We start from the raw sequence: 24653 nt of genomic DNA on the forward strand, positions 1-24653 counted from the left end.
CCCCCCGGCCCCCCGCGCGGCTTCACCCCGCGTCCCCCCCCCCCCCCCCCATCCCCCCCCCCCCCCCCCCCGCCCGCGGGGGCGCCCCCCCCCCCCCCGCCCCCCCCCCCCCCCCACCTCTCCCCCGATCGACGGGGGAGAGGAAAGCGCGCGAATTCCAGGCTCCCTTCCTCTCCCTCCGGAGGGGGGAGAGGTGGCGCTGCGAAGCAGCGACGGAGTGGGGGATGGCCTGGGAGAGCAACTGCCAATTGAAGCAAGAAGCCTTCGACGCTTCCCAAGTAAAATGGCCGGCAGGCCAAAGGGGGTGCCGCGTGATGCCTAAACGTTGCGCTATCACACAAATCTCCCGCCTCGCCCACCGCGCCGGCGGCAGTGCAGCCGCCAACCGGATGGTGCCGGAAGAGACGCCGGTGGCGTTCTCCTTTGCCGGAACCACTCACGCGGTGATGATGGCAAGTCCGGCCGATTTCGAGGATTTCGCGCTCGGCTTCTCGCTGACCGAAGGCATTGTCGCCGACGGCCGGGAAATCGAGGCGATCGAGGTCGAGGATCACGGCGCCGGCATCGACATCCAGATCAGGCTGAAGGACCAGGCCAATACGCGCTTCGAGGCGCGGCGCCGACGCCTGGCCGGCCCGGTCGGCTGCGGGCTGTGCGGCATCGAGTCGATTGAGGAGGCGATGCGCTCGGTCGAGGCGGTCGGTTCGTCACGACTTACACTTAACACCGACGACATCGTCCTTTCGGTCAGGCTTTTGTCGAAAGCGCAGCCGCTTCATGCCGAGACCGGTGCGGTCCATGCCGCCGGTTTTTATATCCCCGGCAAGGGCATCGTCATGGCGCGCGAGGATGTCGGCCGCCACAATGCGCTCGACAAGCTGGCCGGGGCGCTCGCCAAAGCCGGCATCGATGGCACCTTGGGTGCTGTCGTGGTGACATCGCGCGTTTCGGTCGAGATGGTGCAGAAGACGGCGGCGATCGGCGCTGCGTTCATCATTGCCGTTTCGGCGCCGACGGCACTTGCCATCCGTACCGCCGGGGACGCCGGCATGACGCTGGTGGCTTTGGTGCGCGGCGATGATTTCGATATTTTTACCCACCCCGACCGGGTGGCTACCGGAGTTGCCAAGCATGTCGCATGACGAAGGCCACATCATGAGCACCAGCGAAAAGCTGGTCCGCATGGCCAACCAGATTGCCACCTTTTTTCACTCCAAGCCGCGCGAGGAAGGCGTTGCCGGCGTCGCCGAGCACATCAACAAATTCTGGGAGCCGAGGATGCGGCGGCAACTGTTCGAGATGCTGGACGATGGTGGCGAAGGCTTCAACGAGCTTGTCGTGGCCGCCTCGGCAAGGATCAAGCGGCCGGCCGCATCGGAAGCAGCGGGCTTCGGCGCCAATGCCGGGGGCGTCGTTCCAAGCGGCAAGGGCCTTGGGGCCGGTGAGTCGAATACCGGGATCGCCGCTTCGCAGAAGTAGGCCCGGTGCTGCCCCTCATCCGGCCCTTCGGGCCACCTTCTCCCCGTCAACGGGGAGAAGAAAAAGGCGCTACCCGTGCGCCACCATCACATGGCGCACGGCGGTATAATCCTCCAGCGCATAGAGCGACATGTCCTTGCCGTAGCCGGACTGCTTCAGCCCGCCATGCGGCATCTCGTTGGTCAGCATGAAGTGGGTGTTGATCCAGGTGCAGCCATATTGCAGCCGGGCGGCCGTCGCCATGGCGCGCGAGACATCCTTGGTCCACACCGAGGACGCAAGGCCATAGTCGCTGTCATTGGCCCAGTTCACCGCCTCGTCGACCTCGGCAAAGCGGGTGACGGAGACAACCGGCCCGAACACTTCGCGGCGCACGATCTCGTCCTCCTGCAGCGCGCCGGCGACGACGGTCGGCTGATAGAAGAAGCCGGTGCCCTCGCCCGGCTTGCCGCCGGTGGTGATCTCGATGTGCTTAAGCTCCGAGGCGCGCTCGACGAAGCTCGAGACGCGGTCGCGCTGGCGGCGTGAGATCAACGGCCCGATCTCGTTTTCGGTGTCGTCGGGGCGGTTGTATTTGATGGTCGAGACCGCGGAGGAAAGATCGGCGACGAGCTTGTCGTAGATCTTCTTGCCGGCATAGATGCGGCAGGCGGCGGTGCAGTCCTGGCCGGCATTGTAATAGCCGAAGGCGCGCAGGCCATTCACCACCGCGCCGAGATCGGCGTCGTCGAAGACGATGACCGGAGCCTTGCCGCCTAGTTCGAGATGCGTGCGCTTGACCGATTTGGCGGCGGCCTGCAGCACCTTCTTGCCGGTGGCGACATCGCCGGTGATCGAGATCATATTGATTTTCGGGTGGTTGATCAGCGTGTTGCCGACGCTGTCGCCTCTGCCGAGCACGACGTTGGCGACGCCCTCGGGCAGTATCTCGGCAAGGATTTTTGCCAGCTTCAGCGCTGTCAGCGGCGTCTGCTCGGACGGCTTGAAGACGACCGTGTTGCCGCCGGCAATCGCCGGCGCCAGCTTCCAGGCCATCATCATCAGTGGGTAGTTCCACGGCGCGATCGAGGCGACGACGCCGATGGCGTCGCGGCGGACCATCGAAGTGTGGCCGGGAATGTATTCACCGGCGACCTGGCCGGGCATCGAGCGGACAGCGCCGGCAAAGAAGCGGTAGCAGTCGACGATCGCCGGGATTTCGTCGTTGAGCACGGCATTGATCGGCTTGCCGCAATTGAGCGCCTCGAGGGCGGCGAAATCTTGTGCCGCGGCCTCGATGCGATCGGCGATCTTCAGGAGATAACCGGAGCGCTGCGCGGGCGTGGTGCGCGACCAGGTGACGAAGGCTTTTTCGGCCGCCAGCACCGCCGCCTCGATCTGCGCCTGGCTGGCTTCAGGCAGGTTGAGGATAGTCGCCCCGGTCTTCGGATTGAGGATCGGCTCCTCGGTCTCGGTGCCCTTCTCGAATTTCGAGCCGATCAGCATCTTTGTGTCCATGGCAGTCTCTCCCTTATGGATTCTTGACGTCATTTGCCCGAACCGGCGATCTGGTCGCCGTCGCGGGTCAGGTAATAGGCGACGAGGATCGGCAGCAGCGTCACCAGCACGACGACCATGGCCACGACATTGGTGACCGGGCGCTGGCGCGGACGGATCAATTCCTCCAGCATCCAGATCGGCAGCGTCTGCTGCTGGCCGGCGGTGAAGGTGGTGACGATGACCTCGTCAAACGACAGCGCAAATGCAAGCATGCCGCCGGCAAGCAGCGCGGTGGCGATGTTGGGCAGCACGACATGCCGAAACGTCTGGAAGCCGTCGGCGCCGAGGTCCATCGACGCCTCGATCATCGAGCCGGAGGTGCGGCGAAAGCGGGCGACGGCGTTGTTGTAGACGACGACGACACAGAAGGTGGCGTGGCCGAGCACGATCGTCCAGAACGAGAACGGAACCTCGGCCAGCGAAAAGGCCGAACGCAGCGCGATGCCGGTGATGATGCCGGGCAGCGCGATCGGCAGGATGACCAGCAGCGAGATGGTTTCGCGGCCAAAGAACCGTGTTCCCGAAACGGCGGCCGCGCAGAGCGTGCCGAGCACCAGGGCGACGAGTGTCGAGATAGCGGCGACACGGACCGACAGCGACAGCGCTTCCCACACGTCCGGGCGGTTCCAGGTGACGGCGAACCATTGCATGGTCAGCCCCGGCGGCGGCCAGGCGAAGCTCTTTTCCTCGGTCGTGAAGGCATAGACGAAGATCAGGAAGATCGGCAGATGCAGGAACAGCAGGCCGCAGGCGGCGGCGACCTTCAGGCCGAGAGGGGCGGTTGGTGAGCCATCAGAGCGCATCGAAGGCCCCCATGCGCTTGGCGCCCCAGAGGTAGAAGCCCATGATGACGATCGGCACCACGGTGAAGGCGGCGGCGAGCGGAATGTTGCCGGCGGTGCCCTGCTGCGAATAGACGGCCTGGCCGATGAACAGCCGCGAGGTGCCGATGATCTGCGGGATGATGTAGTCGCCCAGCGTCAGCGAGAAGGTGAAGATCGAGCCGGCGACGATGCCCGGCAGCGCCACCGGGAACAGCACGTTGCGGAAGGTCTGGCCGGGCGAGGCGCCGAGATCGGACGAGGCCTCGACCAGATTGCCCGGCACGCGCTCAAGCGCCGCCTGCACCGGCAGGATCATGAACGGCAGCCAGACGTAGACGAAGACGATGAAGGTGCCGGTGGACGACACCGACAGCGAGTTGCCGCCGACGACCGGCAGCGACAGCCAGCCATCGAGCAGCCATAGCAGATGCAGCTTGGCGAGCAGCCACGTGAGAATGCCTTCCTTGGCGAGAATGAGCTTCCAGGCGTAGATCTTGACCAAATAGCTCGACCACAGCGGCAGCATCACGCCGAGATAGAACAGCGCCTTCCAGCGGCCGCGTGCATAGCGCGCCGCGTAATAGGCGATGGGAAAGGCGATGGTCGCCGAGGCGAGCGTGACCAGGGCCGCCATCGTCACCGTGCGCAGGATGATGTCGAGATTGGCGGCCTGCAGCAGGTCGCCATAGGTCTTCAGCGTGAACTGCCGGTTGATGAGGCCGGAGAATTCGTCGATCGAGAAAAAACTCTGCAAGAGCAGCGCGAACAGCGAGCCGACATAGACGATGCCAAGCCACAGCACCGGCGGCAGCAGCATCAGCAGCAGCAGCAGCTTCGGCTTGCGCCAGAACAAGTCGGACAGGGCGCCGCGCACGCCGCCGCTTCCCGGCAGGATGGCGGGAGCGGGTTTTGCGTGGGTCGCGGTCAGAGTCATGGTGTCTTCGACAGGTCGCGATCCTTCGCGCCCCCCTCTGTCCTGCCGGACATCTCCCCCACGAGGGGGGAGATCGGCTGTCGCGACTGCTTTCGCCAATCACTAACGTTGCAGAAGAGGCGCCACTGGCGAAGCTGCCGATCTCCCCCCAAGTGGGGGAGATGTCCGGCAGGACAGAGGGGGGCGCCGTGAAGCGCCGCACTTGGCCTGTCAGCCAAGACTTTCCTCACCGCCATCATCCCGGCTCGTCCATCAGATGCAAATGCTCGCGGTTGAAGGTGAGCACGACCGCCTCGCCTTCGCTGGGCAAATTCGCCCCGGCCGGCACCATGGCATGCAATCTCAACCCGTCGGCATCAAGCGCCAGTCTGGTCGTGGCGCCGAGATAATTGGTCGAGACGAGGCGAGCGGCAACGCCGTCGCCCTTGGCTGCCTGGCCGATGCGAATGGATTCAGGGCGCAGGCTGCCCCAGCGATGCTGGCCGGAATAGCGCTGAACGAAATCCGGCGGCAGCACATTGGACGAGCCGACGAAATCGGCGACGAAGCGCGTCCTCGGCCGCTGGTAGATGTCCTCCGGCGTGCCGATCTGCATGATCTTGCCGTCGTTGAAGACGGCGACGCGGTCGGCCATCGACAGCGCCTCGCCCTGGTCGTGGGTGACGAAGATGAAGGTGATGCCGAGCGCCTTCTGCAGCGACTTCAGCTCCTCCTGCATGTTTTCGCGGAGCTTGAGGTCGAGCGCGCCAAGCGGCTCGTCGAGCAGAAGCACCTTCGGCTGGTTGACCAGCGCGCGGGCGAGCGCGACGCGCTGGCGCTGTCCGCCGGAAAGCTGGCTCGGGCGGCGGGCGCCGTAGCCGGGAAGCCGGACCAGCGACAATGCTTCCTCGGCCGCCTTCTGCCGTTCGGGCTTGCCGACACCCTTGACCATCAGCCCGTAGGCGACGTTTTTGAGCACGTTCAGATGCGGGAACAGCGCGTAGTCCTGAAACACGGTGTTGACGTTGCGGCGATAGGGCGGAACGCCTTCGGCGCGTTCGCCGAAGATGGAGATCGAGCCCGATGTCGGCTGCTCAAAGCCGGCGATCAAGCGCAGGCAGGTCGTCTTGCCGGAACCCGAAGGTCCAAGCATGGCGAAGAGCTCGCCCGGCACGATGTCGAGATCGACCATGTCGACGGCGCGCACGCTGCCGAAATGGCGCGAGACTTTCTGGAAGGAAACGGCTGATGTCATGGGCTGTCCTGATCTGCCAGGCTCGTCAATTCAGGCGACAGCGCTGACCCTCATCCGCCTGCCGGCACCTTCTCCCCGTAGGGAAGTGGAGAAGGGGCTAGCCGCAACGCTCGCGACCCCCTCTCCCCGTTGTTCACGGGGAGGGGGCAAGGGTGAGGGGCAGCGCCAACTGGCGAGCAATGCGAAACGAACTCACCGTCCGCCGATGACGCCGATATAGTCCGACACCCAGCGATAGTAAGGCACGCACTGGTCCTGGGTGGCGCATTTCGACACCGGCGTCTTCCAGAACTTGATCTTTTCGAAATTGTCGTAGCCGTTGGTCTTGCAGCCTTCGTCGCCGAGCAATTCGTTGCCCTTGCAGGCAGCCGGCACCACCGGCAGCGAACCGAACCAGGCGGAGACATCGCCCTGCACTTTCGGTGACAGCGAGTGCTCCATCCACATATAGGCGCAGTTCGGGTGGGCTGCGTCGGCTGCCAGCATGGTCGTGTCGGCCCAGCCGGTGACGCCTTCCTGGGGGATGGTCGAAGCGACCGGCTTCTTGGCAGCAACCAGCGTGTTGACCTGATAGGGCCATGAACCGGAGGCAACGACGCCTTCGTTCTGGAAATCGTCGACCTGGATGGCGGCGTCATGCCAGTAGCGTCCGACCAGCGTGCGCTGGACGCGCAGCAGATCGAGGGCGGCCTTGTACTGGTCTTCGGTCAGCTCGTAGGGATCCTTGATGCCGAGCTCCGGCTTGTGGAACATCAGATAGTTGGCCGCATCGGCGATGTGGATCGGCCCGTCATAGGCCTGGACGCGGCCCTTGTTCGGCTTGCCGTCGGGCAAGGTCATCTCCTCGAAGACGACGTTCCAGCTCTTCGGCGCTTCCTTGAACACCTCGGTATTGTACATCAGCACGTTCGGCCCCCACTGGTAGGGGGCGCCGTAGTGGACGCCGCCGACCGTGAACCACGGCGCATCCTTCAGCCGGTCGTCGACCGTGTTCCAGCTCGGGATGAGATCGGTGTTGATCGGCTGGACCCGCTTGCCGGCGACAAGGCGCAACGACGCGTCGCCCGAGGCAGTAACAAGGTCGAATCCGCCCTCATTCATCAGCGCGACCATCTCGTCGGAGGTGTTGGCGGTCTTGATATTGACCTTGCAGCCTGTGTTCTTCTCGAAAGACGTGACCCAATCATAGTTCTTGTCGGTTTCGCCGCGTTCGATGTAGCCGGGCCAGGCAACAATGTTGACCTGGCCTTCGCCCTTGCCAAGTTCCTTAACCTGGGCGATCGCCTGGCCGGAGAAGGCCAGCGCGACCGTCAATGCAGTGCATGACTTCAGGAATGAATTCATCGTCGATCTCCCATTTGAGGGACCGCACTCTCGCGGCGGCTTGGTCCCTGATTGTCAAAGTGCTGTGAAATTTCCGGTTTCGCAAATTCATTTGTCAGAAAGGCGATATCGGTTTTTCCGATAGATCAGCGGCCGTTCTTGTCCGGCCGCTGACGAACCATGCGCTGCGACTGGGCAAGCCCGATGAAGTCGCGCGCGGCCTGTGGCAGGCCGGAGCCGCGCCGCCAGACCGTGCCGACTTGGACAACCGGCAACGAGCCCGAAATATCGCGCGATTCGATGCGGTCGCCTTCAAGCGACCATGGCCGGTAGACGAGGTCGGGCAGCAGCGCCACGCCGGCGCCGGTGGCGACGAGGCTGCGCACCGCTTCGACCGAGCGGGTGCGGAAGGCGACATGCGGCTTGGCAGCAATCGCCGCCAGCAATTTTCCGGTATTCTCTTCGATCTCGTCGACGGTCAGCATGATCAGCGGCTCCGACGCGATATCGCTGATGCCGATGATGTCGGCGCTGGACAGCGGATGGCCAAGCGGCAGCCATAGCCGGTAGGGCGAGACTTCGAGAATTTCCGATTGCAGGGCGGTGCGGTCGCGTAGGTTCGAGGTGACCATGACGGCGATGTCGAGCTTGCCGCCGACCAGCAGATGTTCGAGGTAGTCGCCATTGTCCTCGATGGCCGAGATCTCGACGCCCGGATAGGCGCGGCGATAGCGGGCGAGAAGGTCGGACAGGACATAGCCGGCGACCAGCGAGGTGACGCCGAGTTGCAGCCGGCCGCCAGCCGCCGCTTGCTCGCCGGAGAAGGCGCGGCGCGCATCGGAAACATCGGCAAGGATCTTTGTCGCGTGGCGCAGGAACTGGTGGCCCTTGTGGGTGATGTTGAGGCCGCGCGGATGGCGCTCGAACAGTTCGACGCCGAGATCGCCTTCGAGCTCCTTGATCGCCTCGGTGACCGACGATTGCGAGATGGACAGGTTTTGGGCGGCGCCAGACACTGTGCCTTGCTCGGCGACGGCGATGAAGAACTGCAATTGGCGGATGGTGAAAGCCATGGCCGGACTAAACACCGGGACGGCAAGGAAGAAAAGCCGCCGATCCCAGGCTCACCGCATTACTGCTCTGGCCAGGTCAGATCCCGCTTTCGCTGCCGGCAATGCTGAGCCGCGCGCCCGCTTGCTCGAGGGCTGCGGCGATGGCGTGCGGCGGCGGCCGATCGGTGACGAGTTCGGAAAAACCGTCGAGGCCGCAGACCTGGACCAGACCCTGGCGGCCGAACTTGGTGTGGTCGGTGATGACGAGCGAGCGCTGGCCGCGCGACAGCACCATGCGGGCGAATTCCGCCTCGTCCAGATCATAGTCCATCACGCCGGTGACGGCATCGACCGCGCCGGTGGAGATCACAGCGTGGCTGACGGAAAAGCGGCTGACGAATGCAATGGCCGAGACGCCGAAGGCAGCGCCCGAATCGCTGCGCAGTTCGCCGCCGGCCATATAGACCTTGTTGCCGTTGACGGTGGCCAGCGTGCGGGCGATGTCGGAGGAGTTGGTGACCACCGTCAACCGCCGGTGACCGAGCAGTTCGCGGGCCAGGAAAGAGGTCGTGGTGCCGGTGTCGAGCATGATCGCTTCGCCGTCGCGGATGGTGGCGGCAACCATGCGGGCGATGGCGCGCTTGGCATCGGCATTCTCGCGCATACGCCGCTCGAACGGCGCCTCGCCGGCCATCGACGGCAGGCCGACGGCGCCATGCATCTTCAGGATCGAACCGTCACTGGTCAGCGGCTTGACGTCGCGGCGCACGGTCTCCAGCGAGACGCCCAGCCGGTCGGCCAGGCTGGCGATGGTGACGGTGCCTTCCTCATGGAGGAGACGCAGGATCTCGCCATGCCGCTTCGAGGGCATCGGTCTCACCCAATCGATTTGTTGCGCTACTGACCGCTTCTAAGGCAAATCGGCCACAGTTTACAAGAAATCCTTGTGATTTCGGGCAAAAAGCCACAAGTTGTCGTTGACAAGCCGGATCACATGGCGCGACACTGGCTTGTGACAGGCTTCGGAACTGCCACGGGAGAACGATGGCAGAGCCGCACCAAAATTCGCCTGCCCGAACGTCCGGGAAATCGTCTGACGTAAGGGAAAAGGACTTTTTTGAATCCGCGGGGGCGGATGCCGGAGTCAAAGAACCCGGCACTGGGGCTCGTCGGTGCGGTGCGGGATACCGATCCCGGGATCCCGCACCGACGAGGACTTCGCATTTCTCCCTCCTGCCGGCCGCCCTCTTTGCGTCGCCCGCGACGCCTTGAACCCCGCGCAACGAGGGATTCACCTTTGACCACCGAGGACCGCATCCGCGCCCTGCCCTGCTGGACCGGCAGCGTCGAGATCGCGCCGCTGCCGGGCGGCCTGAGCAACGCCAACTATCTGGTCAAGGACGCCGCCGGGCGGCATGTCGTGCGCTTTGGCCAGGACTTTCCGTTCCATCACGTCTTTCGCGAGCGCGAGGTGATGACCGCGCGCGCGGCGCATGCCGCCGGCTTCGCGCCTGCCGTCCGCCATTCCGAGCCCGGCATCCTGGTAACGGAATTTCTCGGCGCCAAGACTTTTGTCGCCGAGGACGTCCGCGCCAATATCGACCGCGTCGCCGCCCTGATGCGCGGCTTCCATCGCGAGATGCCCAATCATGTCTCCGGCGCCGGCTTCATGTTCTGGGTATTCCATGTCATCCGCGACTATGCGCGCACGCTGGAGGAAGCCGACAGCCGCATGCGAAGCGAGTTGCCGCGGCTGCTGACGCTTGCAGACGAGCTCGAACGGGCGCAGAAATTGCTGCCGATCGTCTTCGGTCATAATGACCTTCTGCCGGCTAATATTCTCGATGACGGCCACCGGCTGTGGCTGATCGATTTCGAATATGCCGGCTTCAACACGGCGATGTTCGACCTCGCCGGCGTCGCCTCGAACGCCACCATGAACGACGAGGAGTCCTTCGCCTTCCTGACCGCCTATTTCATGAAGGAGCCGGACGAGGCGATCCGCCGCTCGCATGCGGCCATGCAATGCGCATCGCTGCTGCGCGAGGCGATGTGGAGCATGGTTTCCGAACTCTATCTCGACGCACCAGGCATCGACTACGTTGCCTATACCGACGAAAACCTGACGCGGCTCGATGCCGCGCTGGAAAACTACAGAACAAAATACGGACAGATATCATGACCTTGCCCGCCCACGCCGAGATCGTCGTCATCGGCGGCGGCATAATTGGCTGTTCGGCGGCTTATCATCTGGCGCGTGACCACAAGGCCGATGTCGTGCTCCTGGAACAGGGCAAACTGACTTCGGGCTCGACATGGCATGCGGCGGGGCTGGTCGGTCAATTGCGGTCTTCGGCCTCGATCACCCGCGTGCTCAAATATTCGGTCGATCTCTACAAGGGACTGGAAGCCGAAACCGGGCTGGCCACCGGCTGGAAGATGACCGGATGCCTCAGGCTCGCCACCAATGCCGACCGCTGGATCGAGTATAAGAGGCTGGCGACGACGGCGAAGAGCTTCGGCATGGACATGCAGTTGCTGTCACCCGCCGAGGTCAAGGCGATGTGGCCGCTGCTGGCAACCGGCGATCTCGTCGGCGCCAGCTGGCTGCCGACCGACGGCCAGGCAAACCCTTCCGACATCACGCAGTCGCTGGCCAAAGGCGCGCGCATGCATGGCGCCAGGCTGTTCGAGGATGTCCGCGTCACCGGCTTCGACATGCAGGAGGGCCGTATCACAACGGTAAAGACCAACAGGGGCGATATCGCCTGCGACAAGGTGGTGAACTGTGCCGGGCAATGGGCGCGGCAGGTGGGAGCGCTAGCCGGCATCAACGTGCCGCTGCAGCCGGTGAAGCACCAGTACATCGTCACCGAAAGAATAGACGGGTTGGCGACCGATGCGCCGACGATCCGCGACCCCGACCGCCGCATTTATTTCAAGGAGGAGGTCGGTGGGCTGGTGATGGGCGGCTATGAGCCGAACCCGCAAGCCTGGACGACCGATCTTCCCGGCGGCGATCTCCCTGACGACTGGCAGTTCCGGCTGTTCGACGACGACTACGATCATTTCGAGCAGCATATGAACCAGGCGATCAAGCGGGTTCCGGCGCTCGAAACCGCCGGCGTCAAGCAGATGATCAACGGGCCGGAGAGCTTCACGCCGGACGGCAATTTCATTCTCGGCGTGGCACCCGAATGCGCCAACATGTTCGTCGGCGCCGGCTTCAACGCCTTCGGCATCGCTGCAGGCGGCGGCGCCGGCTGGGTGCTGGCGCAGTGGGTCGTCGACGGCGAGGCGCCACTCGACCTGTGGGTGGTCGATATCAGACGCTTTTCCGACCTGCACCGCGACCGGCAATGGGTCCGCGACCGCACGCTGGAAGCCTATGGCAAGCACTATACGATCGGCTTCCCGCATGAAGAGTATGCCACGGGCCGGCCACGGATCGTGTCGCCGCTCTATGAACGGCTGCAAAAGCACCGCGCCGTGTTCGGCTCCAAGCTCGGTTGGGAGCGGCCGAACTGGTTTGCGCCCGAAGGCGTCGAGCCGAAGGACATCTATTCGATGGGCCGGCAGAACTGGTTTTTGCCCGTCGGCGACGAGCATCGCCACGTGCGCGAGAACGTCGGCATCTTCGACCAGTCATCCTTCGCCAAATACGAAATGACCGGTGCGGATGCGCTGAAGGCGCTCGACTGGATCTGCGCCAACGTCGTCGCCAAGCCGGTCGGCCGGCTGACCTACACGCAGCTTCTCAACACGCGCGGCGGCATCGAGGCCGACCTGACCGTGGCGCGGCTCGGCGAAGACCGATTCTACGTCGTCACCGGCACCGGCTTTAGGACGCATGACTTCTCGTGGATCGGCGACCATGTCGGCAACGAGCTCGACGTGACGCTCACCGATGTCACCGAGGATTTCGGCACGCTGTCGCTGATGGGGCCGCGCGCCCGCGACGTGCTGGCTGCGGTGACCGATGCGGACGTGTCGAACACCGCTTTCCCGTTCGGACACGTGCGGGAAATCTCCATCGCCGGCACCACAGTTAGGGCGCTGCGCGTCACCTATGTCGGCGAGCTCGGCTGGGAGCTGCATGTGCCGATCGCGGCGACGGGCGAAATCTTCGACGCTCTGATGGCGGCGGGCGAGGAGCACAGCATCCGCCCGGTCGGCTACAGGGCGCTGGAATCGCTGCGGCTGGAAAAAGGCTACCGCGCCTGGGGCTCCGACATCACGCCCAACGACACGCCGCAGGAGGCCGGCCTTGGCTGGGCGGTGAAGCTTCGCAAGAACACAGATTTTCTCGGGCGGCGGGCGCTGGAAGAGATCGGCGGCGCGGTTCTGAAAAAACGCTTTGCCGGCTTCACCGTCGACGATTGCGAGATCGTGCTGCTCGGGCGCGAAACGATCCTGCGCAACAGCGAGCCGGTCGGCTACCTGACCAGCGGCGGCTATGGCTACACGGTCGGAAAGAACATCGGCTACGGCTATGTGCGCAACGCCGACGGCGTCAGCGACGATTTCCTCACCTGCGGCGACTACGAGCTGGTGGTGGCTATGGAGCGGACGCCGGCAAAAATCCATCTCGAGCCGCTTTACGACCCGGCCGGAGAAAGGATCAGAGCCTAAAGCGCGTCGCGTCTGAACGGATTCATGCGAGGCGCTTTGAGTTCTTGTTTCTATGCATGTCGTTATCGCAAACCGCTGCGCACTTTTGCGCGACATGCATAAGAGCGGGATGGTCAGTTCACGCGCAGAACGAGACCGCGGCTGGGCACGGTGTCGGCCTCGCCCGGCATGGAGACATAGGGCGATGTCTCCTCGGCGCGCGTGACGACGCCCTTCGCCTCGAGGTCGGCTATCCCTGCGGAAAAGCCGGCGTCCCACAGGGTGTTCTTGACCGTCAGCACGATTATCCCGCCCGGCCGGCAGATGCGGATCAGTTCGTCCAGCCCCTCAGCGCCGACATGGCCCGAGGTGAAGACGCCGGCCGATATGATGCCGGCATAGGCATCATCCGCGAAGGGCAGCGGGCCGCCGAGCGCCAAGCAGTGAAGCGCCGAATAGACGCCCTTGCGCGCTGCCTGGGCCAGCATGCCTTCGGAAATGTCGAGCGCCTCGACCTGCGGATAGCCCGCGATCTTCAGCCACTCGCCGATGAGCCCGGTGCCGGCACCGGCATCGAGGAGCGGTGCCGCGCCGCGCGGCAGGTGGCGGGCAAGCAGGGCAAGGCAGATGGTCGGATGGCGATAACCGGCCGCCGAGATGTCGGCGTCGTAGGTGTCGGACCAGCGGTCGTAGAGCGCCGCCACCTCCTCTGGCCGCTTCGCTGCATAGGCCGCGGCGAGCGCGCCTTTGTTTTTCCTGTCCGCCATTACAGTCTCGTTCGCAAATCAAAGTGCCGCAGCGTTCTTAGCGCGTCCTACAGGAACGCACGGCGCTGGAGTGAACCGCATGCAAGCGATGATAGCCAAACGGCGAAATTTGTGGAACCGTCGTCACCACAAATAGACGTGAAAAGAGGGCAGAAGCGATGGTGGACGAGGAAGCACGCGCGGCGCTTGCAGCCATTCCGGCGCTGGCCGGCTACGAGGGCCCGCTGGAGCGGCTGGGTGGCCTCACCAACCTCGTCTTCAGGGCTGGAGATGCCTGCCTGCGGATTCCCGGCAAGGGCACGCAGGAGTATATCAACCGCGCCAACGAGGCGGTGGCGGCGCGGGAGGCGGCGATGGCCGGCGTCAGCCCCGAGCTGCTGCATGTCGACGGCGAGACAGGCGTGATGGTGACGCGCTTCATCGCGGGCGCCGAGACGATGTCGCCGGATAAATTCAAGACCCGGCCGGGCAGTCCGGCGCGTGCCGGCAAAGCCTTCCGCAGATTGCATACATCCGGCGCGGTGTTTCCCTTCCGCTTCGAGCTGTTTGCGATGATCGACGACTACCTGAAGGTGCTGTCGACCAAGGACGTCGCCCTGCCTGCCGGTTACCACGACGTCGTTATCGAGGCGGAAACCGTGCGCTCGGCGCTTGCCGCGCATCCCCTGCCTCTCGTCGCCTGCCACTGCGATCCGCTGTGCGAAAATTTTCTCGATACGGGCGACAGGATGTGGATCGTCGACTGGGAATATTCCGGCATGAACGACCCGCTCTGGGATCTCGGCGACCTCAGCGTCGAAGGCCAGTTTGATACGGCGCAGGAGGACGAGATGATGGGCGCCTATTTCGGTGGCGAGCCGACGCCGGCGGAGCGCGGCCGCATCGTCATCTACAAGGCGATGTGCGATCTCTTGTGGACGCTGTGGGGACTGATCCAGCTTGCCAACAGCAATCCGGCCGACGATTTCCGCGCCTATGCCGACGGTCGCTTTTCACGCTGCAGGGCGCCGATGGAGACGGCCGACTTCTCAACGCATCTGGCGGCGGTGCGCGCCGGTTAAATGCCAAAACTCTGAACCTTAAGGCACCAGAAATCTGGACCCTAGTTGACACCTTTCGGCACGTTTTCGGGCGGCACCGTGTCGACTACTTTCTGGCGATGGAAGATGAACAGGCCGGCCAGCACGATGATGCCCGAGCCGATCAGGATGCGCGGGCCGGGCATGTCGCCGAAGAAGGCCAGCCCGAAGATGACGGCCCACAGCAGCAGGCTGTAATGCAGCGGCGCCAGCGTCGACGCCGGCGCCAGCTTCAGCGCCCTGGTGATCATCAGATGCGCGCCGCAGGAGACGATGCCAAGAAGCAGCATGGCGCCGAAATCGAGCGAGGACGGCGTCTGCCAGTTGCCGATGGTGAGAAACCCGCCGACCAGCAGCGTGCCGATGGTTTGCCAGGTAACGAGCGAGGTGTCGCTGGTGCTACGCAACCGCCGGTTGAGAATGATCGCGAAGGCGAATGAAATGCTTCCGGCCAGCGCGAAGGTCGACGACAGCGAAAACGCGGCCGAGGACGGTTCGAGCATGATCAGCACCCCGCAGAACCCGACCAGAATCGCCATCCAGCGGCGCCAGCCGACCTTTTCACCAAGCAACAGGTGGGACAGCGCCGCCACGTAGATCGGCCCTGCCATGTAGAAGCTCATGACGTCGGCGAGCGGCAGATAGACGACGGCGGCGTAGAACAGCGCCGTGTCAAGCGTCGTCATGACGACGCGCAAGACCTGCAGTTCCAGGCGCTCCATGCGGAACAGCCTGGCCGCGCCTTGACGCGCGATCATCGGACCGAGCACGAAAAAGGCGCCGATGGAACGGATCAGCACGACCTGGCCGACGGAAAAGCTGGCGACCAGCCATTTGCCCATCGCATCATTCAAAGCAAACAGGAAATCGCCGGCCAGCATCAGCAGAATGCCAGCCAAAAGCACGTTCCTGAACGTTGAATTCTGGGCTGTTGGCTGTGCCATGCCGATGTCGCTTCCTCCCGCATGAAAGCCCGGTGAGCAGCGTCGTAGACGCAAGCGGCCGCTTTGACGAGCGGAAATCGGGAAGCCGGCCAGACCAGGGACCGGAAATCGGCTGGGCCTGTACGGACGATCGCAACGGCCTACTTTGGCCGTGGCCGAATGATAACCGGACGATAGATCACCGGCCGATCCCAAGGACCGAAGACCGACGCACTTCTGAGCTCGGCGCGGCGCGCCAGATCGATGCGCTGCAGACATTCGGCGAAGGCATCATTCTTCCTGACGAAGCCGTAGGATCGGCATTTCGCCTCGTCCGCGGCACGACGGTCTTCGGCCGTCATGCAGCCTGCACAGGTCGCCGCCATCACGAACACCATCGCCGCCTTGTGCCACATGACATCCTCCTCGGCATAAAACTGGAGGTTGATTGTAGACTTGCGGTCAGGACCTATCAATCTGATCGATAGAGTTTTGAGACCGGCGATGCCTGCGGTTTACTGTTGCCGGCCGTCCGGCGATCGAGAGCCGTGTTTCCTGCCTGGCCCGCTCGGCCACCACCTTGCCCCTGGCGATGACACAGAGCCGCTCGGGACGCAGGCGCAAGGCCTCGACCGGATCGCCGGCATCGAGGACGACGAGGCTGGCGCGCTTGCCGACCGACAGGCCGAAATGGTCGAGGCCCATGATGGCGGCGTTGACGTTGGTGACCATGTCGAAGCAGCGCGCCATGTCGGCCGGGCTCGACATCTGGGCGACGTGAAGGCCCATGAAGGCGACGTCGAGCATGTCGGCGGTGCCCAGCGAATACCAGGGGTCGAGCACGCAATCCTGACCCCAGCCGACGCGAATACCGTGGGCAAGCATTTCCTTGACCCGCGTCAGGCCGCGGCGTTTGGGAAATGTGTCGTGGCGGCCCTGCAGCATGATGTTGATCAGCGGATTGGGGATCGCCGAGACGCCTGCCTCTGATATCAGCGGCAACAGCTTCGAGACATAGTAATTGTCCATCGAGTGCATCGACGTAAGATGCGAGCCGGCGACCCTGCCCTGCAGGCCGAGGCGTTGCGTCTCATAGGCCAGTTGTTCGATATGGCGCGACAGCGGATCATCGGTCTCGTCGCAATGCAGGTCGACCATGAGGCCGCGTTCTGCCGCGATTTCGGACAGTTCCGTCACCGAACGCGTGCCGTCGGCCACGGTGCGCTCGAAATGCGGAATACCGCCGACGATGTCGACACCCATGTCGAGCGCGCGGATGGTGTGATCGCGCGCCGTCGGCGAGCGATAAAACCCATCCTGCGGGAAGGCGACCAGTTGCAGGTCGATATAGGGCGCGACGGTCTTCTTCACATCGAGCAGGGCTTCGACCGCCAGCAGCCTGGTATCGCAGACATCGACATGGCTGCGGATGGCGAGCAGGCCCATGGACACTGCCCAGTCGCAATAGGCGAGCGCGCGGTCGCGCACCGCTTCGTGCGTCAACAGCGGCTTCAGTTCGCCCCACAGCGAGATGCCTTCGAGCAGCGTGCCCGACACGTTGATGCGCGGGATGCCTAGCGAGAGCGTGGCGTCCATGTGAAAATGCGGATCGACGAAGGGCGGCGAGATCAGATTGCCATGGGCGTCGATCGCCGTGCCCGCGCCAGCGTTCAGCTCCGGCTCGATGGCCGCGATCGTCTCGCCGATGATGCCGATATCGGCGATCCTGCCGTCGGGCAGCGTGCCGCCGCGGACGATAAGGTCGAAATCCATCTACCGTCATCCCTTTGAAGAAGCGAACCTATTCCGGCACATACCTTACCGCACCCTTTGCAGCACTGGTCGCCATCGAGGCGTAGGCGCGCAAGGCCATTGTCACCTTGCGCTTGCGCTTTTCCTCGGGCTTCCAGGCGGTGGCTCCCTTGGCCTCCATCGCGGCGCGGCGGGCGGCCAGTTCGGCATCGTCGACGGCAAGCCGGATGGTGCGGTTCGGGATATCGATCTCGATCGTATCGCCCTCATGCACCAGCCCGATCAGCCCGCCTTCCGCCGCCTCGGGAGAAGCATGGCCTATCGACAGGCCGGAGGTGCCGCCGGAGAAGCGGCCATCGGTGACCAGCGCGCAGGCCTTGCCGAGGCCCTTCGACTTCAAATAGCTGGTCGGATAGAGCATTTCCTGCATGCCGGGGCCGCCGCGCGGCCCTTCGTAGCGGATGACGACGACATCGCCGGCCTTGATCTCGTTGGACAGGATCGCCTTGACGCTGGCGTCCTGGCTTTCGAACACCCTGGCCGGGCCGGTGAATTTCAGGATCGATTCATCGACGCCCGCGGTCTTCACGATACAGCCGTCGAGCGCCAGGTTGCCTTTCAGCACGGCAAGGCCACCATCCTTGGAAAAAGGATATTGGGCCGAGCGGATGACACCCTTCTCCCGGTCGAGATCGAGTTCGTCCCAGCGGCGATCCTGGCTGAAGGCGACCTGCGTCGGCACGCCGCCCGGGGCCGCCAGAAAGAAGTCGCGGACATTCTGGCTTGACGTGCGCGAGATATCCCAATGGTCGAGCGCTTCGCCGAGGCTTGCGGTGTGCACGGTCGGCAGGTCGCGGTTGATCAGTCCGGCGTTATCGAGCTGGCCGAGGATCGCCATGATGCCGCCGGCGCGGTGGACGTCTTCCATGTGCACATCCGCCTTGGCGGGGGCAACCTTGCATAGCACCGGCACCTTGCGTGACAGCGCGTCAATGTCGTCCTGACCGAAATCGATCTCGCCCTCATGCGCGGCAGCCAGGATGTGCAGCACGGTGTTGGTCGAGCCGCCCATGGCGATGTCGAGCGTCATGGCGTTCTCGAAGGCGCCCTTCGAGGCGATGCTGCGCGGCAGCGCGGTGTCGTCGTCCTGCTCGTAGTAGCGCTGCGCGAGATCGACGATCAGGTGGCCGGCCTCGACGAACAGCCGCCTGCGGTCGACGTGCGTCGCCAACGTCGAACCGTTGCCGGGCAGCGAAAGGCCGAGCGCCTCGGTCAGGCAATTCATCGAATTGGCGGTGAACATGCCCGAGCAGGAGCCGCAGGTCGGGCAGGCCGAGCGCTCGATGGTCTTGACGTCCTCGTCGGAGATCTTGTCGTCGGCAGCCGCGACCATGGCGTCGACCAGATCGAGCGCCTGCGTCTTGCCGGCAAGCACCACCTTGCCGGCCTCCATCGGGCCGCCGGAGACGAAGACGGTCGGGATATTGAGACGCAGCGACGCCATCAGCATGCCCGGCGTGATCTTGTCGCAATTCGAGATGCAGACCATGGCGTCGGCGCAGTGGGCGTTGACCATATATTCGACCGAGTCGGCGATCAGCTCGCGCGAAGGCAGCGAATAGAGCATGCCGTCATGACCCATGGCGATGCCGTCGTCGACAGCGATGGTGTTGAACTCCTTGGCGACGCCGCCGGCCTTCTCGATCTCGCGGGCGACCAGCTGGCCGAGATCCTTGAGATGGACGTGGCCCGGAACGAACTGGGTGAAGGAATTGACGACAGCGATGATCGGCTTGCCGAAATCGGAATCCTTCATGCCGGTGGCGCGCCACAGGCCGCGGGCGCCGGCCATGTTACGGCCATGGGTGGTGGTGCGGGAACGGTAGGCGGGCATTAAACTGTCCTTGCTGTCTGCGTCGCGTCCGAACAGGCGCGGAAAACCGGAATTGAGCGGCGTTATATACGGCACCGTCTGGTCTGGCCACAGTTTTGCGATGCGCCGGGATCTTGAGCCAAGGACGGCAAGCCGGTCCAGGACGTAAAAAAAATCAGAGGTGCTGTCGGATCGTGTTTTGTTTGAGCGTCCTTGGGCAGACGGCGGCGACCGGCATCAATCGCCAGCCGGCCGTTGGACGCGTGAAAACAAGCCAAAACAGCCCGAGGAGCAAGAAAATGCAAAAGATCACCCCCTGCCTGTGGTTCGACGACCAGGCCGAGGAGGCCATGAACCATTACATCTCCATCTTCAAGAACTCGAAGGTGCTGAGCGTGATGCGCTGGCCCAAGGGCAGCGGCGATAATGAGGGCAAGGTGCTGGTGACCTATTTCGAGCTCGACGGCGTGCAGTTCCAGGCGCTCAACGGCGGGCCGCAATTCAAGTTCACCGAGGCAGTCTCGCTGTCCATCGACTGCAAGACGCAGGAGGAGGTCGACTATTTCTGGGACAGGCTGATCGAGGGCGGTGGCGAGCCCAGGCAGTGCAGCTGGCTGAAGGACAAATTCGGCGTCTCCTGGCAGGTCGTGCCGGAGCAATTGCCGAGGCTGCTGCAGGACCCCGACACGGAAAAGGCCGGCCGCGTCATGCAGGCGATGATGCAAATGACCAAGATCGACATCGCCAAGATCGAGGAGGCAGCCAGGGGGTGAGCGAAGGCGATCTTCCCTTCTCCCCTTGTGGGAGAAGGGTGGATCGGCGCGCAGCGCCGAGACGGATGAGGGGTGTTCCAGCGGAGCGAGACGTTGGCGTTCCCTGGAACACCCCTCATCCGTCGCCTTCGGCGACACCTTCTCCCACAAGGGGAGAAGGGGAAACCAACAGCTCAGGCCGCCTTGTCGCGGACCTGGTAATCCTTGACCGCGGCGAAGCGGATCGCCTTCCAGCGCTCGGCCTCGTAGTTGAGCGAAAAGGCGTGCTGGGCGAGGAACACCGGATCGTTGTCGAGGTCGCGGGCAATGTCGCCGCGATGCGCCTCGATGAAGCGATGCACCTCGGCCTTGTCGTCGGCCGATATCCAGCGGCAGACGGAAAAGCGCGACATCTCGAAATCGACCGGCAGCGTGTATTCGATATTCAGCCGCTCCTTCAGCACGTCGAGCTGCAGCGCACCGACGACGCCGACGATTGCCGGCGAGCCGTCTTCTGGCGAGAACAGTTGCACGACGCCTTCCTCGGCCATCTGGTGCAGCGCCTCCTTCAGCTTCTTGGCCTTCATCGCGTCGCCGAGCCGGACGCGGCGCAGGATTTCCGGCGCGAAATTCGGCACGCCGCGGAACAGGATCTCCTCGCCCTCGGTCAGCGTATCGCCGATGCGCAGCGTGCCGTGGTTGGGGATGCCGACGACGTCGCCGGCAAAGGCCTCGTCGGCGGTGACGCGGGTGCGGGCGAAGAAAAATTGCGGCGCCGACAGGCTCATCGGTTTTCCCGTGCGCACCAGCTTGGCTTTCATGCCGCGCTCGAGCTTGCCCGAGCAGACGCGGACGAAGGCGATGCGGTCGCGGTGATTGGGATCCATGTTGGCCTGGATCTTGAAGACGAAGGAGGTCATCCTATCCTCGGTCGCCTCGACTTTGCGGGTATCGGCTTCCTGCGCGCGTGGCGGCGGCCCGTAGGCACCAAGCGCCTCGATCAGGTCGCGGACGCCGTAATTGCGCAGCGCCGAACCGAAATAAACCGGCGTCAGATGGCCCTCGCGAAACGCACCGATGTCGAGCGGGCGGCAGGCTTCGCGCGCCAGCTCCAGCTCCTCGATGAAAGCCTCGCGCTCGTTCTCCGGCAACAGGCCGGCGACGCGGTTGGAGTCGGGACCATTGACCGGCGTGCGTTCTTTCTCGGCGTCGCCCTTGCGCACCGCGTTCAGCGCCAGATGATAGGTGCCGGAAAAGGTTTTGCCGCGGCCGATCGGCCAGGTGATCGGTGCGGTGTCCAGCGCCAGCTTCTGCTCGATCTCATCGAGGATCTCGAACGGGTCGCGGCTTTCGCGGTCCATCTTGTTGACGAAGGTGATGATCGGGATGTCGCGAAGCCGGCAGACCTCGAACAGTTTTAGCGTGCGCGGCTCGATACCCTTGGCGGCGTCGATGACCATGACCGCCGCATCGACCGCCGACAGCGTGCGATAGGTATCGTCGGCGAAATCCTCGTGACCGGGCGTATCGAGCAGGTTGAAGACATTGTCCTCATACTCGAAGGTCATCACCGAGGTGACGACCGAAATGCCGCGCTCGCGCTCGATCTTCATCCAGTCCGACCGGGTCTGGATGCGATCCTTCTTGGCCTTGACCTCGCCGGCAAGCTGGATGGCACCGCCGAACAAAAGCAGCTTTTCGGTCAGCGTCGTCTTGCCGGCGTCCGGATGCGCGATGATCGCGAAAGTGCGGCGGCGCGCCACCGCGTTCGTGATGTCTTCAGCCAATTTGTGGAATCCCATGTGGTGCGCGGGCTTCTAGCAGCGCTTTTGCAGCCTGTCGAACAATTTTGGGCGGTTGCCCGGCCTTGAGATAGGTCCGCCGCAATGGCATCAACAGAGGCTGTTCGATAAAGGTCCATCCATGAGCGCAGCCAAGCACGTCATCGTCGTCGGCGCCGGCATCATCGGTGCGTCCATCGCCTGGCATCTGGCGAAGGCTGGCGCGAACGTGACGATCGTTGCCGACAGCGGTGCGGGCGGCGTCGCCACGCCGAATTCCTTTGCCTGGATCAATGCCAGTTGGGGCAATCCAGAGCCGTATTTCCGGCTGCGTACCCGTTCGATGGCCGAATGGACGCGGCTTGCCCATGACGTGCCCGGCATTCCGCTCGCCTGGTGCGGCGGCCTGTGCTGGGACCTGCCGCCGGCCGAGCTTGAGGCCTATGCCGCCGAGCATTCCGCCTGGGGCTACGGGATCGAGCGCGTCGACCGCGTGGGAGCCGCACGTATAGAGCCCAATTTGACCGAGCTTCCCGACTTCGCCCTTCACGTCGCTGAGGAGGGCGTGGCCGAACCGGTCGCGGCCACGCAGACGCTGCTGGCCGACGCCGAGCGACTTGGCGCGCGGGTGATTACCGGCACGACAGTCACCGCGCTGATACAGACCAATGGCAGGATTAGCGGCGTCGATACGTCAGGCGGACGGATTGTCGCCGACGAGGTGGTGATCGCGGCCGGCGCCGGCTCTGCGGCAATTGCGGCAACGGCCGGGCTAAAACTACCGATTGAGACGCCGCCCGGCCTGATCGTCCATTCACGCCCGTACGAAAAGCTGCTCAACGGCCTGGTGATCGGCGACCGGCTGCACATGCGCCAGACTGCCGAGGGCCGCATCATCGCCGGCTCGGATTTCGGCGGCGCCGATCCGGGCATGGATGCCGAAGCCACAGCCCGCGACCTGTTTGCGGCGATGAAGAGCATGCTGCGCGGCGCCGACCGGCTGGAACTGGATTTTCACACCGTCGGCTATCGGCCGACGCCGATCGACGGCTTTCCGATCATCGGACGGGCTCAAGGCGTGAGCGGCCTCTATGTCGCGGTCATGCATTCCGGCATCACGCTGGCGCCTGCCGTCGGCCTGTTCGCCGGCCGGGAAGTACTGGACGACGCGCGCGATCCGCTACTTGAGCCCTATAGGCTAACGCGGTTTGTTCAATAGCCGGGCGGACGGCGAAAACCGCCGCTCAGCGGCGCTATCGCCCTGGCGATGCCAAGCAGCCGCGATTCTGACCAGCGACGGCCGACCAGCTGCAGGCCGATGGGCAGGCCGTCGCGGTCCTGCCCGCAGGGCATCGACAGTGCCGGGTGGCCGCTGTAGTTGAACACCGCGCCATAGGCTGGCAGCAGCCAGTAGCTCTGCTCCCTGTCATCGACCTTGATTGGTGTTCCCGGCTCGCAATGCGGAAAGGCTGTGGTCATGGCGACGGGACAAAGCAAGACATCGCAACCTTCGAAAAACCGGTCCCAGGCAAGGATTGACTGGTCGCGGTGGGCGAGCGCTTCGAACCAGCGCGAGACCGGTGTCGGTTCTTCTGGCGGCTCCGGCTGCGCAGCCTCCAGCATCATGCCGATCAGCGCGCCGCCTTGCGTCAGATCGTCATGCAGGCCGAGCGTCGGCAGTCTTGCTTCCTCGACGACTGCCCCCGCAGACTTGAGTTGCTCGGCCAGACTTTCGACCGCGGCCCTGATCTCGCCGGCTACCGGAAAACCCGGAAAGGCCGGCGCGAAAGCGATGCGCAGGGTCTTGGGATCAACCTCCGGCGTGCCCTCGACAGGCACCGGGGCAAGGTCGGTGTCGCTGCCATCCGGTCCTGCAATGATCCCCAGGATCAGCGCCAGATCTTCGACGTTGCGGGCCAGCGGACCGATGCAGGACATCAGCCGTACGCCGCGCGGTACGCCACCGGGATTGGGAAAGGCGCCGGCCAGGGAGACGAGATGCTCGGTCGGCTTGAGGCCGTAGACGCCGCAGAAGGCTGCCGGCAGGCGGATCGAATCCTGCATGTCGGTGCCGAGTTCGAATGGCGTTATGCCCGCGCAAAGTGCTGCCGCCGCTCCCCCGCTGGAGCCGCCGGCGGTGCGCGATAGATCCCACGGATTACTGGTGCGGCCGAACAGCGGGTTGTTCGACTGCCAGTCGCCCAGCATCGTTGCGACATTTGTCTTGCCGACCAGCACGCCGCCGGCCGCCTTCAACCTGAGAACGACCGGGCTGTCTTTTCTCGCCACATAGTCGGCAAAAGGCGGGAAGCCGACCGTCGTCTTCATCCCCAGTGTTTCGTGGGTGTCCTTCAGCGTAAACGGCACGCCGTGCAGCGGCCCGAGAGCGTCGCCGCGCGCCTGCGCTTCGTCGGCCTTCTTCGCGCGAGCGCGAGCCCCTTCCCTGTCGAGCGTGACGACCGCGTTGACCGCCTCATTGTGCCTGTCGATCTCAGCCAAATGCGCGTCCAGCGCTTGCACGGCGGAAATCTTGCGGTCGCGGATCGCGGCAGCCAAGTCTCTGGTGGAGGAAAAGACGAGGTCCATGACCAATGCTCCGGCTTGCTAGCGGCGCCAGCCTCACCAAATGGCGGGCTACGGCGCGTCTTCAAGCCGAGTTCAGCATTCGAGGACAGGTGGTGCTTGATCGGAATTGCGCTGCGAGGGTCTGTTGAGGGGGCGCTGTCCCGC

General features: G+C 64.2%; 21 protein-coding genes. 7 read left to right on the forward strand and 14 right to left on the reverse strand.

Annotated features, from left to right (window positions below; translation table 11 throughout):
• The first annotated feature begins 314 nt into the window (after positions 1–314).
• Together fdhD and AC0L2K_RS31030 are read left to right on the forward strand one after the other, a co-directional pair.
• Positions 315–1142 (forward strand): formate dehydrogenase accessory sulfurtransferase FdhD, encoded by an 828-nt coding sequence (fdhD, locus tag AC0L2K_RS31025; protein WP_023802877.1) that lies wholly within the window; start codon positions 315–317, stop codon positions 1140–1142.
• A complete protein-coding gene (locus AC0L2K_RS31030; RefSeq protein ID WP_287239181.1) occupies positions 1132–1479 on the forward strand; it encodes a formate dehydrogenase subunit delta in 348 nt (115 codons plus the stop codon). The genes fdhD and AC0L2K_RS31030 overlap by 11 nt, the downstream gene beginning before the upstream one ends.
• A gap of 69 nt (positions 1480–1548) precedes the next feature.
• On the opposite strand, the gene AC0L2K_RS31035 is transcribed toward AC0L2K_RS31030, so the two are convergent.
• From AC0L2K_RS31035 to AC0L2K_RS31065, 7 genes are all read right to left on the reverse strand, one after another.
• Positions 1549–2976, reverse strand: coding sequence for a gamma-aminobutyraldehyde dehydrogenase (locus tag AC0L2K_RS31035; RefSeq protein WP_473533218.1), 1428 nt, complete (start codon positions 2974–2976; stop codon positions 1549–1551).
• A gap of 29 nt (positions 2977–3005) precedes the next feature.
• A complete protein-coding gene (locus tag AC0L2K_RS31040; RefSeq protein ID WP_287239177.1) occupies positions 3006–3821 on the reverse strand; it encodes an ABC transporter permease in 816 nt (271 codons plus the stop codon).
• Positions 3811–4776: an ABC transporter permease gene (locus tag AC0L2K_RS31045; RefSeq protein ID WP_473533219.1), complete on the reverse strand. Its 966-nt coding sequence runs from the start codon at positions 4774–4776 to the stop codon at positions 3811–3813. Before AC0L2K_RS31045 ends, AC0L2K_RS31040 begins: the two co-directional genes overlap by 11 nt.
• A gap of 235 nt (positions 4777–5011) precedes the next feature.
• On the reverse strand, positions 5012–6010 hold the full coding sequence (locus AC0L2K_RS31050) for an ABC transporter ATP-binding protein (RefSeq protein ID WP_473533220.1): 999 nt from the start codon (positions 6008–6010) through the stop codon (positions 5012–5014).
• Positions 6011–6202: 192 nt separating this feature from the next.
• Complete coding sequence (locus tag AC0L2K_RS31055; RefSeq protein ID WP_128244443.1) at positions 6203–7354, reverse strand: ABC transporter substrate-binding protein; 1152 nt, start codon at positions 7352–7354, stop codon at positions 6203–6205.
• 125 nt (positions 7355–7479) lie between these two features.
• Complete coding sequence (locus AC0L2K_RS31060) at positions 7480–8406, reverse strand: LysR family transcriptional regulator (RefSeq protein ID WP_023802869.1); 927 nt, start codon at positions 8404–8406, stop codon at positions 7480–7482.
• A 76-nt stretch (positions 8407–8482) separates the two neighbouring features.
• Positions 8483–9256: a DeoR/GlpR family DNA-binding transcription regulator gene (locus AC0L2K_RS31065; protein WP_091592890.1), complete on the reverse strand. Its 774-nt coding sequence runs from the start codon at positions 9254–9256 to the stop codon at positions 8483–8485.
• A 426-nt stretch (positions 9257–9682) separates the two neighbouring features.
• On the opposite strand from AC0L2K_RS31065, the gene AC0L2K_RS31070 reads away from it, so the two are divergent.
• Complete coding sequence (locus tag AC0L2K_RS31070) at positions 9683–10567, forward strand: phosphotransferase family protein (protein ID WP_128168301.1); 885 nt, start codon at positions 9683–9685, stop codon at positions 10565–10567.
• Positions 10564–13017, forward strand: coding sequence for a GcvT family protein (locus AC0L2K_RS31075; RefSeq protein WP_287239168.1), 2454 nt, complete (start codon positions 10564–10566; stop codon positions 13015–13017). Before AC0L2K_RS31070 ends, AC0L2K_RS31075 begins: the two co-directional genes overlap by 4 nt.
• Positions 13018–13130: 113 nt before the next feature.
• Here AC0L2K_RS31075 and AC0L2K_RS31080 read toward each other — a convergent pair whose 3' ends face one another.
• Positions 13131–13763, reverse strand: a complete 633-nt coding sequence (locus AC0L2K_RS31080; protein WP_473533221.1) for a class I SAM-dependent DNA methyltransferase — start codon at positions 13761–13763, stop codon at positions 13131–13133.
• Between the two features lie 158 nt (positions 13764–13921).
• Between AC0L2K_RS31080 and AC0L2K_RS31085 the strand changes: the two genes are divergently transcribed.
• Positions 13922–14824, forward strand: coding sequence for a phosphotransferase (locus tag AC0L2K_RS31085; RefSeq protein WP_473533222.1), 903 nt, complete (start codon positions 13922–13924; stop codon positions 14822–14824).
• A 41-nt stretch (positions 14825–14865) separates the two neighbouring features.
• Here AC0L2K_RS31085 and AC0L2K_RS31090 read toward each other — a convergent pair whose 3' ends face one another.
• From AC0L2K_RS31090 to ilvD, 4 genes are all read right to left on the reverse strand, one after another.
• Positions 14866–15786, reverse strand: coding sequence for a DMT family transporter (locus tag AC0L2K_RS31090; RefSeq protein ID WP_287239167.1), 921 nt, complete (start codon positions 15784–15786; stop codon positions 14866–14868).
• 140 nt (positions 15787–15926) lie between these two features.
• Positions 15927–16181: a hypothetical protein gene (locus AC0L2K_RS31095; RefSeq protein ID WP_473533223.1), complete on the reverse strand. Its 255-nt coding sequence runs from the start codon at positions 16179–16181 to the stop codon at positions 15927–15929.
• Between the two features lie 46 nt (positions 16182–16227).
• Positions 16228–17538, reverse strand: coding sequence for an amidohydrolase family protein (locus AC0L2K_RS31100; protein WP_473533224.1), 1311 nt, complete (start codon positions 17536–17538; stop codon positions 16228–16230).
• Positions 17539–17566: 28 nt separating this feature from the next.
• A complete protein-coding gene (ilvD, locus tag AC0L2K_RS31105) occupies positions 17567–19411 on the reverse strand; it encodes a dihydroxy-acid dehydratase (protein WP_473533225.1) in 1845 nt (614 codons plus the stop codon).
• A gap of 278 nt (positions 19412–19689) precedes the next feature.
• On the opposite strand from ilvD, the gene AC0L2K_RS31110 reads away from it, so the two are divergent.
• Entirely contained in the window at positions 19690–20163 is a 474-nt protein-coding gene (locus AC0L2K_RS31110; protein WP_473523265.1) for a VOC family protein, read from the forward strand.
• Positions 20164–20336: 173 nt separating this feature from the next.
• On the opposite strand, the gene AC0L2K_RS31115 is transcribed toward AC0L2K_RS31110, so the two are convergent.
• Positions 20337–21929 carry a peptide chain release factor 3 gene (locus tag AC0L2K_RS31115; protein WP_287207701.1) on the reverse strand — a complete coding sequence of 531 codons (1593 nt, stop codon included), beginning with the start codon at positions 21927–21929 and terminating at the stop codon, positions 20337–20339.
• Positions 21930–22065: 136 nt separating this feature from the next.
• Here AC0L2K_RS31115 and AC0L2K_RS31120 point away from each other — a divergent pair, with 136 nt between their 5' ends.
• Entirely contained in the window at positions 22066–23142 is a 1077-nt protein-coding gene (locus AC0L2K_RS31120; protein WP_473533226.1) for an NAD(P)/FAD-dependent oxidoreductase, read from the forward strand.
• Here AC0L2K_RS31120 and AC0L2K_RS31125 read toward each other — a convergent pair.
• Complete coding sequence (locus tag AC0L2K_RS31125; protein ID WP_473533227.1) at positions 23136–24509, reverse strand: amidase; 1374 nt, start codon at positions 24507–24509, stop codon at positions 23136–23138. The genes AC0L2K_RS31120 and AC0L2K_RS31125 overlap by 7 nt on opposite strands.
• Positions 24510–24653: the final 144 nt, after the last annotated feature.

Source organism: Mesorhizobium sp. WSM4817 (assembly GCF_055811135.1).